The following is a 16,158-nucleotide window of genomic DNA, read 5'->3' as shown; positions in this document are numbered from 1 at the left end:
TTATAAATTTGGCATTACATTAAAGTTATAATTATTATATAAAAAATTTATTTAATAAAAAAGAACCTTTTATAAATAGGTTCTTTTTTTATACAAACTATTCTTAATTATATTTGTTATTATTTTTTTATGCATTGTATTTTTATATCTCCATTTTCATTAAAAGTTTCAATAACCAAATCATCACTGTTATAAGAAACTTCATAAGAATATACTTTATCTCTTATTTTTTCTATATTATTACCTTGTAAGTCCATTCGATACAATTCATTAGTATTCTGTTTTATAAAATAAATATGTTTACCATCATATCTTAATCCTTTAGCTTTGATATCTTTAATAATTCCCATATCTTCACCCTCGTAACTAATTAACCCTATACCATCATAAGAACAATATAAAAATCCTTTTTCGGTAAGTATAAATTCTTGAATAGGTTTATTATTCCATTTTTTTATTTTTCCTGTTTTTAAATTATAAGACGATATTTTCTTGTCATTACTTAAATAAAAACAATTATTTCCTTTTATACCTCTTATAAGATCATCTAAATTTTTTATAACAATTTTTTCTTTATTTAACCAATTTTTAGTTATTATGCTTTTAGTTCCAACAATATATAATTTATTATCAATAATAAATATTTTAGATATATTACTAAAATTTTCATCTTTATCTAGAAAAATTAAATCCATAAAATACCTATCCTGATTAAGTATACGTTTCCATAGTACATTTTCTGATAAAGTATCCAAAGATACTTTTATAATTTCATTAATACTCCTAGAAGTTAGGTCACTTCCTTCTGAATAAGTTATACTATAATATAATGCATCATTAGTAGCAAACATAGCATTTATACGATATGATATATTTTTTAAAAAAGGATTATTAATTATGGGAATTGTTTCAGATGTATTTTTATTTTTCATGAAAATTTCATTTTGAATTATGTAAAAAATATAATTATCATTTTGGATAGCAAATGATTGATTTAACAAATTATTATATTCTTGTGCTATAATATCATTTTCTTTGCAACCTGTTAAAAATAAAATTAAAAATAAAACAATACATAACAAATTTTTTCTTTTTCTAATTAATCTATAATTTATATATTTTCTATATATCGTATAAATTGATAAAAATATAATTATTATTGTAGTAATTAAACTTGCTATAAGATATCCTACACCAATTTCATTAAAGACATAAGTATATCCTAATCTTTGTTCATTAAGACTACCCATTAAAAATCCAGTACCTCTCATTAATGAAAAAGGTGTTGGCAATATGTATATGTTAGATTTTTCGTCTATCAAAATTTCTATTAAAATTAGAAATGTAATAGGTAAATAATATAATAAAACTTTATTATTAGAATTTTGTGTTAAAATTATAATAAAGCTGCTTAATCCCATATATCCTATAATTCTTAATATTGTTACTATAAGGAATGCACTTAAAATATTAAAATTATAATTCGAAGTCGCAAAAATTTCTAAAGATTGCATAGGATAAAATAAAGCATGAAACCCATTTTGGTAAATAAATAATGATAAATCTATTATTTGAAATAATAAAACAAATATAGATGTAACTATAAATATAATCAATGTTTTAATTTTTGCAGTTTTTATATTTCCATTTATACTTGACCTTATCAAATCTATCATTTTGCTTTCTTTTTCAATAAATAAAAAAGGTGTAACAAATAAAATAATACCAATATATAATAAAAAATTAAATTTTTCTTGTAAAATATATTTGGAACTTCCTTTTAGAAAATATCTATTCTCCTTATTTTCATATACATAGTCATATTTATCCCAAACTTTTTTGAAAGCTAACTCTTTTTGTAGGATAGATTCGTTTTTTAAATATATATTTTCAAATTCTTCTGGAGCTATATTATTATTAAAAAATTTGTAAAAATTTGTTTCTATATTCTTTTTTGCTTTGGAAATTATGAGGTTTTCATTATTTAAAAAATCTTCTTTTTCTTGTGTTAAAGGTCCATCTAGATAGTTTAAGTATTTTTTATATAGCTCATAATCTGTTTTAGTATCAAAATTTATATCTTTATAAATATTATAAAAAGAAAATAATAAATATGCTAATATACAGCATATTATAATTATAAAAGCCTTTAACTTTATAATCAGTTTATTTAATTCTACCATTTTTTTACGCTCCTTTTAAGGACACACATTAATAAAAATATAAAAATTAAAGAAAAAATAAGATAATACCAAGGCTCATAAATATGATAAGATAAAATCCTTTTCACATAAAATCCTTTAAACATATCTTTATTATTAAGTAGATTAAAAGGATTAAACGGAATATTTATAAAATCACTTAATATAATTACAGATATTAAAATAATATAATTTATAACTAAACTTACAAATACTTTTTTTGAATTTAAAGAAACTATCATAAATAATGTTCCAAAGAATATATAAGCAATTAACATAAATAAAAAATTTATTATTAAAAAAGAAAATATACTAGTATTTAGAAAAGTATTTTTATATAATTTTAAAGAATAAATTGGATTAAATATTTCATTCATAGGCCATATACGATTAAAACAAAAAATATCCATAATATAAAAAATTAAACTTAAAACAAAAATAAAAATATATGAGCTAATAATCTTAAACTTAATACATCTTTTTTTTACTTTTTCTCCTATAAAAATTTGATAATATTTATTTTCTTTTTCTTCAGCAAATAAGCTAGATAAAGGTAATATTAAAATGAATAGTAAAACAAGAGAAGAAATTTTATAATTAAATAATAATTCATATCCACGGGTTAAACCAAATTTAGGGATATATCGATTGGAATAATCTTTTATAATTTTTTTGTTCTTATTTATTTCATAAATATGTTTTTCCGTATCAAAAAATTTCAAATTTTCCTTGCTTTGATTTACTATTTTCTCCATATTTAACGGGTAAAGATAAGTGTATTCTAAGTCTTCTATTAATGTTTGTAATGTAATTATATTAGCATGACTATATAAAGTATTTCCATTTTTATCTTTATATGATAAAATTCCACTATTATATTTTTCTAAATTTTCATTTTTCAATTCAAATATTTTATGTACTTTTTCTTCTTCTATTTTACCTTCCACCATTGGATAGAAATACATATATTCATTTACTGTTTCAGTTGATTTTAAAGTAAGATAAGCATATCTATTTGTGAAAAAAAATATATTTAATAACATTAAGATAAGGGTAATTACAATGATATATGGTCTAAAAAAACTTTTTTTAAATTCCAAAAACATTCTATTAATTCACCTCAAAATTGTAAATACAATAATCTTCTAGATTAGGTTTTACTAGATAAGCATCTTCTGAAGGCTTTTCTTTACTAATAATTCTTATAACATAACCAGATCTAGTTTCTAAAATATTACTTACTGAATATAAATCAAGATATTTTTTTATATTTTTTTCTGTTGTTTTAATTTCCCATGTCATATTTTCGACTTCTTTTAAAAGATTTTCAGATGTATCTTTTTTTATAATGCAACCTTTTTCAATCATTATAATTTCTTTTGCAATAAATTCAACATCTGAAATAATATGAGTGGCTAAAATAATAATTTTATCTGTTGCCATAGAAGATATTAAATTTCTAAAATGAATTCTTTCTTTTAAATCTAGTCCTGCTGTTGGTTCATCTAATATAAGTATTTCCGGATCATTAATTAAGGCTTGAGCTATACCTAATCTTTGTTTCATTCCTCCAGAAAATGATCCAATTTTATTATTCTTAAATTCATATAAATTTGTTAATTTTAATAGTTCTTCAGTATATCTTGATGTATGTTTTTTATTTGAACTTTTCAAACTAACCATATAATCTAAAAATTCTTTAGCAGTAAACTTAGGATAAAATGAAGGGAACTGAGGTAAATATCCTATATTTGATAAAAGATCTGTTTTTTTGTTATTTTTTAAATATTCTATATTCCCGAAGTCTTCTTTTTCTAAACCTACAATTATTTTTATTAAAGTACTTTTTCCAGCTCCATTAGCTCCTAACAGTCCATATACTCCATTAGTTAATCGTAGTGATACATCGTTTACTGCAACTAATTTTCCATATCGTTTAGTAATATTTGATAACATTAGTTCTTTATTCATCAGCAACCCTCTTTATTATTTTAGTGTTAGTTTTACAAGTCCAAGTATCAATACTATCTAAATTTTTAGGAGTTGCAAGTAAAAACATAGGAGTATTATCTTTTAAGTTTGAAATAAAATCTTCAGTAAAATCAACATGAATTTTAGAAACCATACCTTTTTGTATTTTTACATCGTAAAAATCATATCCATTTATTTTAACTGGTTTATTATCTACAAATAAAAATACTCGCATTTCTCCCAATACATTTCCTATTAAATTAATATCAAATCCTTGTTTTAAATCTTCATGTGAGATAAATGGAACATTAGGGTCATCAATACTCCATAGAATTTCACATGAAACTTTTACTTCTCTATCCAAATTATATTCTTTTCTAAATTGATCATCAATTTTAATAGAGTCAACGTGTCCTATTTTTATATCTTTCTTTATATCACTTGTATAATAAAATGGTATACCTAAAGATGCATTAAGACTTCCTTCATGAGTAAAAGGAGTTATATTTTGAGGAATATAATCTGGCTCTAATATTACTATAGGATGAATAATATGTTCTTCTCCATCATTAATATTTAAATCCTGTTTATTTATAATAAATTTATATTCTTTAGATTCTTTAGTATCTAATGATACTTTATGCATAATAGCTAAATCATCTTCTAATTTTACTTTTTGTGGTATACCATCAGCAACAATAATAATACCAAATTCTGCAGGTCCTCCTAAATTTTCGAATTTCATATCATACTCAAGGGATTCTTCATTAATCTTTACTGGATTTTCAATATTTTTAGGACCAAAATGAAATTTATAATCTACTTGTTGTCTTATATTATTATTTTCCATATTAAAAATATCTTCATCTATATTTGCTGTATTTGTATTTTGTTTAGAGCAAGCAATTAATAAAAGGCAAAAAAATATTACACTACAAAAAATTTTAAAAAATTTCTTTTTGTACATAAAATTTTTCCTCCTAATGTAAATATCGTGAATTAATAATAAACAATTATAGTATAATATATATTATTTAGTATATCTTAGTATATATAAACATATAAATTATAATTTGTCAATATATTCATACAATATTAATAATAGCAATAATTTAATATAAATATTAAAATTTATATAAAAAAAGAATCTCATTTTGATTTTATTGTTAATTGTATAAAATCAAAAGAGATTCTTTTTATCTTTTTTTATTTAGATATATATAAGATATGATAAATTATTATATATTTTTAGCTGTAGTACCGTAAAATGCTGCTTTGTATATTTCTTTTACATCTTCTGGAGAAGATTTTCTTGGATTAGTTAATGTACATGGGTCTTCAAAAGCATTCTTACTCATTCTATCTAATACTTGATTAAATTTTTCTTCTGTGATTTCAACTTCTGTTACTTCTTTTAATGTAGTAGGAATTCCTACTTTTTTATTTAAAGCTTTTAATTCTTCTACGATATCGTCTATTTCTAATTGTTTTTCTATTTCATCAAATTTATTTGTAGCTTTTCTATTATATTCTATGATATAAGGCATAAGAATTGCATTAGCAAGCCCATGAGTGATTCCAAATTCTCCACCTATTTTATGAGCCAAACTATGAACAAGTCCCAAAGATGAATTAGTAAATGCCATTCCTGCAATAGTGGAAGCATTATGCATACATTCTCTTGATTTTATATTACTTCCATCCTTATATACGATTGGTAAATGTTTAAATACTAATTTAATTGCTTCCATAGCCAATGGGTCTGTATAACTTGTCGCATTAGTTGATACATAAGCTTCTATGGCATGAGCCATTACATCCATTCCTGTATTAGCAGTAATATGTGGTGGAGTTTTTGCAGGAATGTTAGCATCAAGTAAAGCAATATCTGGGGTAATTTCATAAGAAACTAGTGGATATTTTATATGATTTTTAGTATCTGTAATAACGGAAAAAGCTGTAATTTCAGAAGCTGTTCCACTAGTGGAAGGAATAGCTACGAATTTAGCTTTTGTTCTTAGTTTTGGGAAATTCCCATTAACTAAATCTTCAAATTTTGTATCTGGGTATTCATAATAAACCCACATAATTTTAGCAGCATCTAAAGCAGATCCTCCACCTATGGCAATAATCCAATCAGGTCCAAATTCTTCCATTTCCTTTCCGCCACGTATAACTGTTTCAATAGAAGGATTAGGTTCAACTCCATCTACAATAGATACTTCCATTCCCGCTTTTTCTAATTGTTTCTTTGCTTCATCTAAAAAGCCAAATCTTTTCATAGAGCTACCACCAGTAACTAAAGTAGCCTTTTTACCTTCTAAGGTAGATAAATATTCTAAACTTCCTTCTCCAAAAACAATATCCTTAGGAACTCTAAACCATTGTAATGACATAAATTTTCCTCCTCAAGAAATCAAACTTTGTTAAATTTATGTCATTATTTTATACCATATTGCTAAATAATGCAATAGTTTTTTTATAAAAATAAATAATGCCATCTAAAATTTATTAATAATTTCGCAGGATTTTTGAATAAATATAAGAATTATCAGACTTAAAATTAATATTTATAACACATACCATTTGATATTTCTTTAACTTTTTCTTTACCTTTTAATACTTCTATAATTTTAAAAGCAAAAGAAAAAGTAGTTCCTGGGCCTTTAGAAGTAATTATATTTCCATCTAATACAACTTCTTCATTTTGTAAAAGGGCTCCTTTTAAATCTGCTTCGCATCCAGGATAACAAGTAGCCTTTTTCCCTTCTAAAATTCCTAATTTACCTAAAACAGTTGGAGCCGCACAAATAGCTGCTATCCATTTTCCTGCATTATTATATTCTTTGATTAGATTTTTTAATTCTTCATGTTTATGTAAAAGACTTACTCCAGGTCCGCCAGGCAAAATTAACATATCTGCCCCTTGTAAATCTAAATTTTCAAACAAAATATCTGCTTTTACTTCTACTCCATTTTTACCTTTAACTTTTAAATCATTAATAATTGAAACTGTAAATACAGAAATTTCTGCCCTACGAAGAATATCCACTGTAGCTAAGGCTTCAATTTCTTCAAATCCTTCTGCTAAGAATAAATATGCATTCATAATATATTCTCCTTTCTTATTTTTTAGTTTTGTAAACTTAAATGAAAAATGAAAATAGAGAACTTTAAACCTTCTGTGATACAACGTTTTTGCCAAAACAACCATACCACCGAGAAAGGATGAAGTCCTCATACAAGAAATTTATTCAACAAATACTGCTGTACCAGATGCAGTAACCATCATCATATTTCCACCTTGACCTAATACTTCATAATCAATATCAACTCCGACTATAGCATTAGCTCCTAAACTAGATGCTCTTTTCTCCATTTCTCTTAGTGCTGCTTCCCTTGCTTCAATTAATTCACCTTCGTAAGATTTGGAACGTCCTCCAAAGAAATTTGATAATCCAGCTGCAAAATCTTTAATAAAATCTACTCCAGATATAACCTCTCCAAAAACTATACCTTTATATTCAACTATTGTTTTCCCTTCTACACTAGGGGTTGTTGTTATAATCATTATAATTCCTCCATTCTATCTTTTCTCTTTCTATTTTATCTGTATAAGCTAGCTCATTATACAATAGTTCAAAATAAAATTTGTTTACTTTCGCCATTAAGCTATTCATCTTTTTTCTTAGATTTCATACTATCTAATGCTGCACCAATTCCAACTCCCAATGCTATTCCAAGTCCAATATTGTTAAATGCAATCCCAAATGAAACACCAATTGCAGTTCCTATGGCAAGATACGATATATCTCTTTTTTGATTTTCTTTATTACTCAATTAAGACACCTCTTTTTATATTTTATAAATTCATGGCAAGTATATCTAAATGTCATTGTGCTAATTTTTTATTTTAAGTTTAGAGGCTATTTTTTAATAATTTAATTATATTATTATTTATTTTATTTCCAATTAGTAAAACAATTATGTCATAAAATTATATAAAAAATAAATAATTATAGTTGATAATAATATACTAATAAAATTTACAAAATCATTATTAAATATTTTATATCCTCTAATAAGCGTATTAGGTTTCTCTTTATAAAAAGGTTTTTCTGTTTCTATTTTTAATATATCATTATAATAAATTCCCTGAGCTGTAGCGCCTAATAAAGAATCTATAACACTACCTAAGAATCCTCCTAAAGAAATCAAAAAGAAAATTTCATATAAAGATAAGGAATAAATTTCTAATTTCAATATTAAAATTGTTATTACTGAAGATAAAGCTATTATAATCGAACCTAATAATGAAAAAATAATTCCTAAAAAACTAATAGCTCCAGAAGTTCCTTTAGAAACTTTTTTGAAAGTTCTTATAGAAATAGGATTATTCTTACTTAATACTCCCAGTTCACTTGCCCATGTATCTGCATTAGGAGCAGAAAATGATACCCCAATTAAAACTAGATATATAGGATTTGAAGTAAAATAATAAATAAATGAATAAAAAAGACCTACTCCACCATTAGCAAATACTTGAAAAAAATCTCTTCCACTGTTTTTTTCATATTTATTATTTAGTTCTTTTTTAATATTTTCTTTTATAAAAGTAAAAATAGTAGATGTAGTAAAAAATATAACTATAAGAAATGAACCATAAAAATGAGAACTAAAAAAAATACCTGTTCCCAAGATTATAGCTCCTATACATCCATTTAAAGTTAAAGCATGTTTTTTATATCCTATGTAAGAAATTATACTACTAGCTACTAATCCAATGATAAATTTAATAAAATATATCAAATACTCACCCCATTATATTTTTATTTTATCTTTTAGTAAAAGAGCAATTATGTTTCCTCCTATTGCACCAACAACTACTTGTAAAATATTAAACGGAATGCCAGAAAGGGATGCGATAATTGCAGGAAGAATTCCTTCACTAGAAAAAGTCAATATAACTCCACCAATATAGTATACAAATATCATTATAAATCCTGATATAATTATTCCAATTAAATTTTTCATTTGTGATTTAGCTTTAAAACAAATTAGTCCTGCTATATAACCTTCTAGACCTTTAGCTATTAAAGTTATAGGTATCCATACCCCATATCCGCTAAGTAGGTCGGCTAGAGCTGAACCAATTCCTCCGGCAATCAATCCTACCTGAGGGCCAAATAAAAGAGCTGAAGTAAAAATCATAATATCTCCAAAATTAAGATAGCCTTGATTTCCAATAGGGATTGCAATTGCCATAGTCATTGCAGTAACTAAGGCAGCCATTAATGCTGTAATCGTTAATTTTTTAGTTCTCATTTTAACCCCTCCATAATATTATTGACTATTTATAATTTTTTATTGTAATAATTTTTATAAAATAACGCAAGAAAAATTATAGATAGTTTAATTTATTTAATTGAATTTAAAATTATTTTATTATAGTTAAAAAATTTAATTGATATATTTAATTTAAAATAATTGTTATTATTTTAAATATTTATTATTATACATCAAAAACATACAAAAATCTTATATATTTTATACTTTTTAAAAAATGTTAATTTAATAAAAGACCTTAAATATCAGCATTTTCATCTAATATTTGAGGTCTATATATTATTATTTTAGATTTTCTGGATTAAGAACTTCTAGTTCGGAAATTACAAATCGTCCATCTTTTCTTATTAATATATCATCAAAATAAATTTCTCCTCCACCGTACTCTGGAGTTTGAATATACACTAAATCCCAATGAATAGCAGATTTATTTCCGTTGGAACAATTTGTATAAGAGTTTCCAGGAGTAAAATGAATTGAACCTGCTATTTTTTCATCAAATAATGTTTCTTTCATAGGTTTTGTTATATAGGGATTAACGCCGATGGCAAATTCACCTATATATCTTGCTCCTTCATCTGTATCTAGTACTTTGTTTATTCTTTCTGAGTTATTTGCAGTTGCTTTTATTATTTTTCCATCTTTAAATTCAAATCTTATATTTTCAAAGGTAAACCCTTGATATTCTGAAGGAGTATTATAAGTTATAATTCCATTTACTGAATTTTTTATAGGAGCAGTATATACTTCTCCGTCAGGAATATTTCTTTTGCCATCACACTTTATAGCTGGAAGCCCTTTTATTGAAAAAGAAAGATCAGTTTCTTCTCCTACAATCCTTACTTTATCTGTTTTCTCCATTAAATCTACTAATGCATCCATGGCTTTAGACATTTTTCCATAATCTAAATTGCATACATTAAAATAAAAATCTTCAAAAGCTTCTGTACTCATATTTGCTAATTGTGCCATATGAGAAGATGGATAACGAAGTACTACCCATTTTGTTTTAGGAACTCTAATATTGACATGAACTTCTTTCCATAAGTATTTATAATATAAATCCATTTTTTCAGGAGGAATATCTGAAAGCTCTGAAGAATTTTTAAAAGAAGTAAAACCAATAAAAGCGTCCATTTCACTCATTCTCATAGCTTCATATTTAGCCATAGCCTTCATATGTTCCTCAGAAGTTCCTAAGTATAATTGTCTTAAAATAGAATGGTCATTTAATTGAACAAAAGGAAATCCTCCTACGTTATATACTTCCTTTATTAAAGCATTAATAAAAGAAGGTTCTATTCCATTTGCTTGGATTAATACTTTTTCTCCTTTTTGAAGATTTACAGAATAATTTACTATGTTTTTTGCTAAAGTTTTAATTCTAGAATCATACATTTTTCTCTATCCTTTCTTTTCTTTTAATTTTATAAAAAAATAGAGTGATATTATCACTCTATAAATTATATCATATTTATATATTATATATTATTAGGAAGAATTTTATTTAAAATTACACCAATAAGAGCTGCTATAGCTAATCCAGAAATTGTAATATTATTATATATAGGAACTTCTTGAATTCCAATACCACATACTAATATTAAAGCAGATATAATAAGATTTCTACTATGAGCAAAATCTAGTTTAGATTCTATAAGAATTCTTACTCCTACACTAGCAATCATTCCAAATAGTATAATACTTATACCTCCCATAACTGGAGAAGGAATATATCTAATAATAGCACCAATTTTACCAACAAAACTTATAATAATAGCAAATACAGCAGCTATTCTAAGAATAGCTGGATCATATACCTTAGTTACTGCTAATACTCCTGTATTTTCACTATAAGTAGTATTTGCAGGGCCTCCTAGTAATCCTGCTACCATGGTAGCTAATCCATCTCCTAACATAGTTCTATGAATTCCTGGGTTTTTAAAGAAGTCTTTTCCTACAACAGCCCCATTTGTGGTAATATCTCCTATATGTTCGATAAAAACTACTAAGGCTATAGGTGCTATTGCTAATATTCCACTTAAAGAAAAATTTGGAAGAGTTAATATTTGATTTAATGTATCTGTTTCAAAACCAATCCATGCTGCGTTTTTAATTTTCTCCATTTCAACTAAATCTAGGGGAATTGAAACAATATATCCTACTATTACTGATATTAATATAGGAACTAATTTAAAGAATCCTTTTGCAAAGATAGATACTATAATCATAGTAGCTACTACAATTAAAGAAACCATTAGAAACATAGGGTTAAATACAGATTTTTCCATTCCATCAACTATTATAGTTTCATACATGCTATTATGAATAGCTGTAGGGCTTAGTCGTAAACCTATAACCATAATAATAGGTCCGGTTACTATAGGTGGAAAAAAAGAACGTACTTTTTCAACTCCAAAAAGTTTAATGACTCCTGCCATTATTACATATACTAATCCTGCTGCAATAATTCCACCTTTTACCGCACCTATACCATTATCTTCTAAAACTAATTTTATTGCATTTATAAATGCAAAACTAGAACCTAAAAATACTGGAACTATTCCTTTAGTAGAAGCATGAAATATTAATGTACCTAATCCTGCACATAATATAGCAATTGAAGGGTCTAATCCTGTAAGACTTGGTACTAATACTGTGGCTCCAAACATAGCTAATACATGTTGAACTCCTAAAATGATTTTTCTTTTTGTTATATTCATAAAATCCTCCCCTTAATCTTTAAAATTATTTTTCTTCTATTAAAACTTGATTTTTCCCATCTACTTCTTCTAACATAACTTTTACTACTTCTTTTTTGGAAGTAGGGATATTTTTACCAACAAAATCTGGTCTAATTGGAAGTTCTCTGTGTCCTCTATCAACTAATACAGCTAATTGTACATATTTAGGTCTCCCAGCATCAATAATAGCATCCATAGCTGCTCTTGCAGTTCTTCCAGTATATATTACATCATCTACTAAAATTACTATTTTATTATTAACATCATATTTCAAGTTTGTATTATGGACAATAGGTTGTACTGATTTATGTTTTAAATCATCTCTATAAAAAGTAATATCTAAGGTATCTACTGGAACTTCTACATTTTCAACTTCAAATATCTTTTTTGCAATTCTTTCTGCTAAAGGAATTCCTCTAGTTTTAATTCCTACAAGAAGAACATTTTCAACTCCTTTGTTTTTTTCAATAATTTCATGGGAAATTCTCGTTAATACTCTTTGAATTGTTTTTTCATCTAATAATTCTTTTGTTTTACTCATTACTTTCCCTCCGTTATCATAATAATTACATATAAAAAACTCCTTACTTAGTAAGGAGTCATAATTACAGAAATTTTGCGCATAAAAACATAAATGCCCTGTATGACATCCTTACTAACCTCTCGGATTAGTTTAAAGGAATTTAACTTTTTTAACTTTATCATATTTAAACTTATTTGTCCACTATTAATTAGATTTTTTTCTTAATTTCTCGATAATATTTTTAAAATAATCAGGAAGTGGGGCCTCAAATTCCATATATTTATTATTTGAAGGATGTTTAAATCCTAAAACTCTAGCATGAAGAAGTTGTCCATTTAAATTAAAAGGTTGAGATTTAGGCCCATATACTGGATCTCCTAAAAGAGGATGGCCTATATATTTCATATGAACTCTAATTTGATGAGTTCTTCCTGTTTCAAGTTGAGCTTCAATAAAAGTAAATTGTCCAAATCTTTCTAATACTGTATAATGAGTTATAGCTTGTCTAGAATTTTTATTAGTTACAGCCATTTTTTTTCTATCTATAGGATGTCTACCAATTGGAGCATTAATAGTACCAAAATCCTTTATTATATTATTATAAACAATTGCATTATATTTTCTTGTAATAGTATGTTCTTTTAATTGAAGGGTAAGATTTTGATGTGCTAAATCATTTTTAGCAACCATAAGTACTCCTGATGTATCTTTATCTATTCTATGGACAATTCCTGGTCTAAGGATACCATTAATTCCAGATAAATCATCAGAACAATGGTATAAAAGCGCATTAACCAACGTTCCACTGTAATGTCCTGGGGCAGGATGAACCACCATTCCCTGAGGTTTATTTACTACTATAATATCCTTATCTTCATATAATATATCTAATTCAATAGGCTCTGGATTAATTTCTAATATTTCTGGCTCAGGTATTTTCACATCTATTACATCATTTAGTTTTAGTTTGTAATTAGCTTTTACATAGTTTTGATTAACTTTTACATTTTTATTTTTTATAAGTTTTTGAATAAAAGACCTTGAAACATCTTTTAATTCTTCTGATAAAAATAAGTCTATTCTTTTTCCTATATTTTTATCTTCTATAACATATGTATACCAATCCATTAGTTAACTCCTTTTTAAAGATCTTTATGAGGCATAAAAAATATAATACTACTTAATAGTATAGTCCCTATCACTACATAAATATCAGCTATATTAAATACTGGGAAATTTATTAATCTAAAATCAAAAAAATCTATTACATAACCTAATTTAATTCTATCAATTAAGTTTCCTATAGCTCCGCTACTAATTAATATAAGAGAAAATCTGACAAAACCATAAGGTTTTTCTTTTGGAAGATTAATATAATAATATATGATTCCTAATAAAATAGTAAATGTAATAATTATAAAAAACCATCTTTTATTTTGTAATATTCCAAAAGCAGCTCCTCTATTTTCAACAAAAGTTAAATGAAAAATATTTTGAATGATTGGTATTGTACTTATACTTTTTAAATAATTTAATGCTATATATTTAGTTAATTGGTCTATAAATACTAATACAGATACTAGTAAAAAAAATACGATAAACATCATATCTCTCCTTAAAATAAACTAAAATTCTCAAAACAAGAAAAATTATATCATCCATTTCTTTTAGTGTAAAGCAATATAGATAGTTTTTGTAATAATTATAAAAACAATAATGGAAACTAAATCAAAAAAATAACGTGCACTACTGCACGTCAGATTTTACATAAGAAATGGCAGATTTTATTAATTGTTCATTTAAATCTTCAACTCTTAATACATTTCCTATAGGAGATAATAAAATAAATTTAATTTTATTATTTTTTGTTTTTTTATCCAATAACATTTGTTCATAAATTTTATCCACTTCTAAATTTTTAAATCTTGTTGGAAGTTTATATGAAGTTAAAACTTTTTCAATTCTTTCCAAATCTTTTTTAGAAATTAAATTATTTTTATAAGATATATAAGCTGCACCTATCATACCAATAGAAACACATTCCCCATGTAAAAGTTTAAAATCAAGAAGGGTTTCTATTGCATGACCTATAGTATGTCCAAAATTTAAAATTTCTCTTAATCCAGATTCCTTTTCATCTTGAGAAACAACATTAGATTTTATTTCACAAGATCGTTTAATTATTTTTTCTAATATATCTTTATCTAATTTAAAAGTTTCATCAGAAACAGACTCAACAAAAGAAAAATATTCTTTATCTAAAATAAGCCCATGTTTTATAACTTCTGCCATTCCAGAAGATAATTGTTTTGTAGGAAGAGTATTTAAGGTGCTTAAATTTATATATACAAATTTGGGCTGATAAAAAGAACCTATCATATTTTTATGTTGTAGAAAATCTACCCCAACTTTTCCACCAACACTACTATCTACTTGTGAAAGAAGAGTTGTAGGAACTTGAATGAAAGGAATTCCTCTCATATAAGTTGCTGCAACAAATCCCGCCATATCTCCTGTAACTCCTCCACCTAGAGCAAATACAAGAGATTTTCTATCCAATTTGTTTTCTATAAAAAATTTATAAATCTTTTGAACAGTATTTAAATTTTTACTTTCTTCTCCTGCAGGAAAAGTAAATTTAAATACATCTTTATATACTGTTTTTAAAGTATTCATAAAAGATTGTCCATAATAAAAATCCACATTACTATCAGTTATAATACAAACTTTTCTATCGAGCAAATTATAACTAGATAATAATTTCAAAATTCCTTCAAAATTTTGTGAAAAATATATAGAATATAAATTAGATAAAGTATTTACTTTAATTTCATTCATATAGTTTCCTCGTTTCTAGAAATCTCTTTTTTTTCTTGGCTAATTTTATTTTCTTCTATATTATTATTGATATCAGAATCTTCTTCATATAATACAGAATTTTCTAACATTTCCAATTGAGATAATAACATTTGTTTCATTTTTATTTTTGCAGAATTATATTGATTTTTTAATTTTTCAATTTGTTGATTAATTTTAAAAACTTCATTTTGAACTTCTTCTAAAATTTTATTAGCTTTTAATTCAGCTTCTTGTTTTATTTGCTCTCCTTTTTGATAGGCAGCTGTTTTAGTATCTTCTGCTGTTTTTTCCGCTAATATAAGAGTACTTTGTAAAGTTTGTTCTAAAGATTTATAGTATTGAATACTTTCATTTAACATAGAAATCTTATCTTTTAATTCTATATTTTCTTTATATATTTTTTCATATGATTTTATAACTTCATCTAAAAATTTATCTACTTCTTCAATAGAATATCCATAGGGTCTTCTTTTAAATTCCTGCGATTCAATATCCAATGGTGTGAGCATATTTC

General features: G+C 25.0%; 17 protein-coding genes. All 17 read right to left on the bottom strand.

Features of this window, described 5'->3' with window-relative positions; all coding sequences use genetic code 11:
• Positions 1 to 119 precede the first annotated feature (119 nt).
• The 17 genes from OM90_RS03260 to OM90_RS03185 all read right to left on the bottom strand — a co-directional run bounded on the left by OM90_RS03260 (position 120) and on the right by OM90_RS03185 (position 16,153).
• Positions 120 to 2,183, bottom strand: a complete 2,064-nt coding sequence (locus tag OM90_RS03260; RefSeq protein WP_058485459.1) for a hypothetical protein — start codon at positions 2,181 to 2,183, stop codon at positions 120 to 122.
• On the bottom strand, positions 2,177 to 3,166 hold the full coding sequence (locus OM90_RS03255) for a hypothetical protein (protein ID WP_207643859.1): 990 nt from the start codon (positions 3,164 to 3,166) through the stop codon (positions 2,177 to 2,179). Before OM90_RS03255 ends, OM90_RS03260 begins: the two co-directional genes overlap by 7 nt.
• Positions 3,167 to 3,311: 145 nt before the next feature.
• Entirely contained in the window at positions 3,312 to 4,172 is an 861-nt protein-coding gene (locus OM90_RS03250; RefSeq protein ID WP_058485457.1) for an ATP-binding cassette domain-containing protein, read from the bottom strand.
• Entirely contained in the window at positions 4,165 to 5,139 is a 975-nt protein-coding gene (locus tag OM90_RS03245) for a hypothetical protein (RefSeq protein ID WP_058485456.1), read from the bottom strand. Before OM90_RS03245 ends, OM90_RS03250 begins: the two co-directional genes overlap by 8 nt.
• A 271-nt stretch (positions 5,140 to 5,410) precedes the next feature.
• Positions 5,411 to 6,568: an iron-containing alcohol dehydrogenase gene (locus OM90_RS03240; protein ID WP_058485455.1), complete on the bottom strand. Its 1,158-nt coding sequence runs from the start codon at positions 6,566 to 6,568 to the stop codon at positions 5,411 to 5,413.
• Between the two features lie 167 nt (positions 6,569 to 6,735).
• Positions 6,736 to 7,281, bottom strand: a complete 546-nt coding sequence (locus OM90_RS03235; protein WP_058485454.1) for a DJ-1 family glyoxalase III — start codon at positions 7,279 to 7,281, stop codon at positions 6,736 to 6,738.
• 141 nt (positions 7,282 to 7,422) lie between these two features.
• On the bottom strand, positions 7,423 to 7,743 hold the full coding sequence (locus tag OM90_RS03230; RefSeq protein WP_058485453.1) for a putative heavy metal-binding protein: 321 nt from the start codon (positions 7,741 to 7,743) through the stop codon (positions 7,423 to 7,425).
• Between the two features lie 101 nt (positions 7,744 to 7,844).
• Entirely contained in the window at positions 7,845 to 8,012 is a 168-nt protein-coding gene (locus OM90_RS12730) for a hypothetical protein (RefSeq protein WP_160323632.1), read from the bottom strand.
• A gap of 144 nt (positions 8,013 to 8,156) precedes the next feature.
• Positions 8,157 to 8,981: a DUF92 domain-containing protein gene (locus tag OM90_RS03225; protein WP_058485452.1), complete on the bottom strand. Its 825-nt coding sequence runs from the start codon at positions 8,979 to 8,981 to the stop codon at positions 8,157 to 8,159.
• 12 nt (positions 8,982 to 8,993) lie between these two features.
• A complete protein-coding gene (locus tag OM90_RS03220) occupies positions 8,994 to 9,497 on the bottom strand; it encodes an ECF transporter S component (protein WP_058485451.1) in 504 nt (167 codons plus the stop codon).
• Between the two features lie 303 nt (positions 9,498 to 9,800).
• Positions 9,801 to 10,916: an aminopeptidase gene (locus OM90_RS03215; protein ID WP_058485450.1), complete on the bottom strand. Its 1,116-nt coding sequence runs from the start codon at positions 10,914 to 10,916 to the stop codon at positions 9,801 to 9,803.
• An 83-nt stretch (positions 10,917 to 10,999) separates the two neighbouring features.
• On the bottom strand, positions 11,000 to 12,241 hold the full coding sequence (locus tag OM90_RS03210) for a uracil-xanthine permease family protein (RefSeq protein WP_058485449.1): 1,242 nt from the start codon (positions 12,239 to 12,241) through the stop codon (positions 11,000 to 11,002).
• Positions 12,242 to 12,266: 25 nt separating this feature from the next.
• Entirely contained in the window at positions 12,267 to 12,803 is a 537-nt protein-coding gene (gene pyrR, locus OM90_RS03205; protein WP_058485448.1) for a bifunctional pyr operon transcriptional regulator/uracil phosphoribosyltransferase PyrR, read from the bottom strand.
• 186 nt (positions 12,804 to 12,989) lie between these two features.
• Positions 12,990 to 13,913, bottom strand: coding sequence for an RluA family pseudouridine synthase (locus OM90_RS03200; protein ID WP_058485447.1), 924 nt, complete (start codon positions 13,911 to 13,913; stop codon positions 12,990 to 12,992).
• A gap of 14 nt (positions 13,914 to 13,927) precedes the next feature.
• Positions 13,928 to 14,389: a signal peptidase II gene (gene lspA / locus OM90_RS03195; RefSeq protein WP_242860851.1), complete on the bottom strand. Its 462-nt coding sequence runs from the start codon at positions 14,387 to 14,389 to the stop codon at positions 13,928 to 13,930.
• 142 nt (positions 14,390 to 14,531) lie between these two features.
• Positions 14,532 to 15,623 carry a 3-dehydroquinate synthase gene (aroB, locus tag OM90_RS03190; RefSeq protein ID WP_058485445.1) on the bottom strand — a complete coding sequence of 364 codons (1,092 nt, stop codon included), beginning with the start codon at positions 15,621 to 15,623 and terminating at the stop codon, positions 14,532 to 14,534.
• On the bottom strand, positions 15,620 to 16,153 hold the full coding sequence (locus tag OM90_RS03185) for a DivIVA domain-containing protein (RefSeq protein ID WP_064505483.1): 534 nt from the start codon (positions 16,151 to 16,153) through the stop codon (positions 15,620 to 15,622). Before OM90_RS03185 ends, aroB begins: the two co-directional genes overlap by 4 nt.
• Between the last annotated feature and the right edge of the window lie 5 nt (positions 16,154 to 16,158).

The sequence above is a fragment of the Defluviitalea phaphyphila genome (assembly GCF_001466305.1).
Taxonomy (GTDB): domain Bacteria; phylum Bacillota; class Clostridia; order Lachnospirales; family Defluviitaleaceae; genus Defluviitalea_A; species Defluviitalea_A phaphyphila.
This window is presented reverse-complemented; position numbering and strand designations above follow the sequence as displayed.

Excerpts from the sequence above, each read along its gene's own strand:
- OM90_RS03260 (WP_058485459.1), bottom strand. The coding sequence starts at position 2,183 with ATGGTAGAATTAAATAAACTGATTATAAAGTTAAAGGCTTTTATAATT.
- OM90_RS03255 (WP_207643859.1), bottom strand. The coding sequence starts at position 3,166 with ATGTATTTCTATCCAATGGTGGAAGGTAAAATAGAAGAAGAAAAAGTA.
- OM90_RS03250 (WP_058485457.1), bottom strand. The coding sequence starts at position 4,172 with ATGAATAAAGAACTAATGTTATCAAATATTACTAAACGATATGGAAAA.
- OM90_RS03245 (WP_058485456.1), bottom strand. The coding sequence starts at position 5,139 with ATGTACAAAAAGAAATTTTTTAAAATTTTTTGTAGTGTAATATTTTTT.
- OM90_RS03240 (WP_058485455.1), bottom strand. The coding sequence starts at position 6,568 with ATGTCATTACAATGGTTTAGAGTTCCTAAGGATATTGTTTTTGGAGAA.
- OM90_RS03235 (WP_058485454.1), bottom strand. The coding sequence starts at position 7,281 with ATGAATGCATATTTATTCTTAGCAGAAGGATTTGAAGAAATTGAAGCC.
- OM90_RS03230 (WP_058485453.1), bottom strand. The coding sequence starts at position 7,743 with ATGATTATAACAACAACCCCTAGTGTAGAAGGGAAAACAATAGTTGAA.
- OM90_RS03220 (WP_058485451.1), bottom strand. The coding sequence starts at position 9,497 with ATGAGAACTAAAAAATTAACGATTACAGCATTAATGGCTGCCTTAGTT.
- OM90_RS03215 (WP_058485450.1), bottom strand. The coding sequence starts at position 10,916 with ATGTATGATTCTAGAATTAAAACTTTAGCAAAAAACATAGTAAATTAT.
- OM90_RS03210 (WP_058485449.1), bottom strand. The coding sequence starts at position 12,241 with ATGAATATAACAAAAAGAAAAATCATTTTAGGAGTTCAACATGTATTA.
- pyrR (WP_058485448.1), bottom strand. The coding sequence starts at position 12,803 with ATGAGTAAAACAAAAGAATTATTAGATGAAAAAACAATTCAAAGAGTA.
- OM90_RS03200 (WP_058485447.1), bottom strand. The coding sequence starts at position 13,913 with ATGGATTGGTATACATATGTTATAGAAGATAAAAATATAGGAAAAAGA.
- lspA (WP_242860851.1), bottom strand. The coding sequence starts at position 14,389 with ATGTTTATCGTATTTTTTTTACTAGTATCTGTATTAGTATTTATAGAC.
- aroB (WP_058485445.1), bottom strand. The coding sequence starts at position 15,623 with ATGAATGAAATTAAAGTAAATACTTTATCTAATTTATATTCTATATAT.
- OM90_RS03185 (WP_064505483.1), bottom strand. The coding sequence starts at position 16,153 with ATGCTCACACCATTGGATATTGAATCGCAGGAATTTAAAAGAAGACCC.